The sequence below is a fragment of the Intrasporangium chromatireducens Q5-1 genome (assembly GCF_000576575.1).
Taxonomy (GTDB): domain Bacteria; phylum Actinomycetota; class Actinomycetes; order Actinomycetales; family Dermatophilaceae; genus Intrasporangium_A; species Intrasporangium_A chromatireducens.
The window spans coordinates 1-1,025 of record NZ_AWQS01000512.1 but is presented as its reverse complement, the minus strand read 5'-3'; the positions used below and the strand labels follow the sequence as shown (position 1 = coordinate 1,025).

General features: G+C 74.2%; 1 protein-coding gene and 1 pseudogene. One reads left to right on the top strand and one right to left on the bottom strand.

Annotation, left to right across the window (positions count from 1 at the left end; translation table 11 throughout):
* A pseudogene (locus tag N864_RS25320) lies at positions 1-402 on the top strand (thiamine-phosphate kinase); the annotation flags it as partial.
* 72 nt (positions 403-474) lie between these two features.
* Here N864_RS25320 and rpmB read toward each other — a convergent pair.
* Positions 475-663, bottom strand: a complete 189-nt coding sequence (gene rpmB, locus N864_RS22605; protein WP_034722879.1) for a 50S ribosomal protein L28 — start codon at positions 661-663, stop codon at positions 475-477.
* Positions 664-1,025 lie beyond the last annotated feature (362 nt).

The following is a 1,025-nucleotide window of genomic DNA, read 5'->3' as shown; positions in this document are numbered from 1 at the left end:
CCCGCGGCGGTGCAGGCGCACCGCCGGCCCCAGCCGCCCCTGGAGCACGGTGCGGCAGCGGTGGCGGCGGGGGTGACGGCGATGCTCGACGTGTCGGACGGGCTGCTGCGCGACGGCGGCCGGATCGCCCGCGCGAGCGGCGTCATCCTCGATCTCGACCCGACCGCGCTCGACGACGACATCGACCGGCTCACCCCGACGCTCGATGCGGCCGCCGCTCGGGCCTGTGTGCTCGCCGGCGGCGAGGAGCACTCACTGCTGGCCACCTTCCCGGCCGGCTGCGTGCCGAGCGGGTGGCGGATCATCGGCGTGGTGCGCGGCATCGCGCCGGGGGAGGGCCCGGACATCCTCGTCGGTGGCCTGCACGAGTCGCTCACCGGCTGGGACCACTTCCGGCCCTGAGCGGCCTCGGGGTGGTGCGGGCATGCAAGAGGGCCGGCCCCCGTGGGAGCCGGCCCTCTCAGAGCTGACAGGTCAGCGCGCGACCTTGCCCGCCTTGAGGCACGAGGTGCAGACGTTGATCCGCTTGGGCGTCACACCGTTCACCATGGTCCGAACGCGCTGGATGTTGGGGGTCCAGCGGCGCTTGGTGCGGCGGTGCGAGTGCGAGATGTTGTGACCGAAGCTCGGTCCCTTGCCGCAGACGTCGCAGTTGGCAGCCACGGGTGATCTCCTGAAAGTTCGTTGATGGGTCGTTCGTCCGTTGGTCCCGGGGCGCGGCAGACCGTCAGGACGACGGTCGCACTGGCCGATGCGCGCAGGGCAACCGCTCAAGAGTAGCCGACGGCCGGCGCAGGGACCAAAACGGCGCCCGGCGCCCGGGAGCGCGACGCCGAGGCGGCCGCCGGGCCGCGGTGACGGCATCCCCCGCCGGGCGCTCGTCGTGGCGGACGCCGTCGTTACGGTGGGGTCCATGGTGCGAGAGCCGAACAGCCACCGCAAGGAGCGCCGCGACGCGCCGCCGGGGTTCTTCGCGGCCGAGGCGTGCGGGCTGCGCTGGCTGGCCGCGGCGCAGTCGCGGGGCG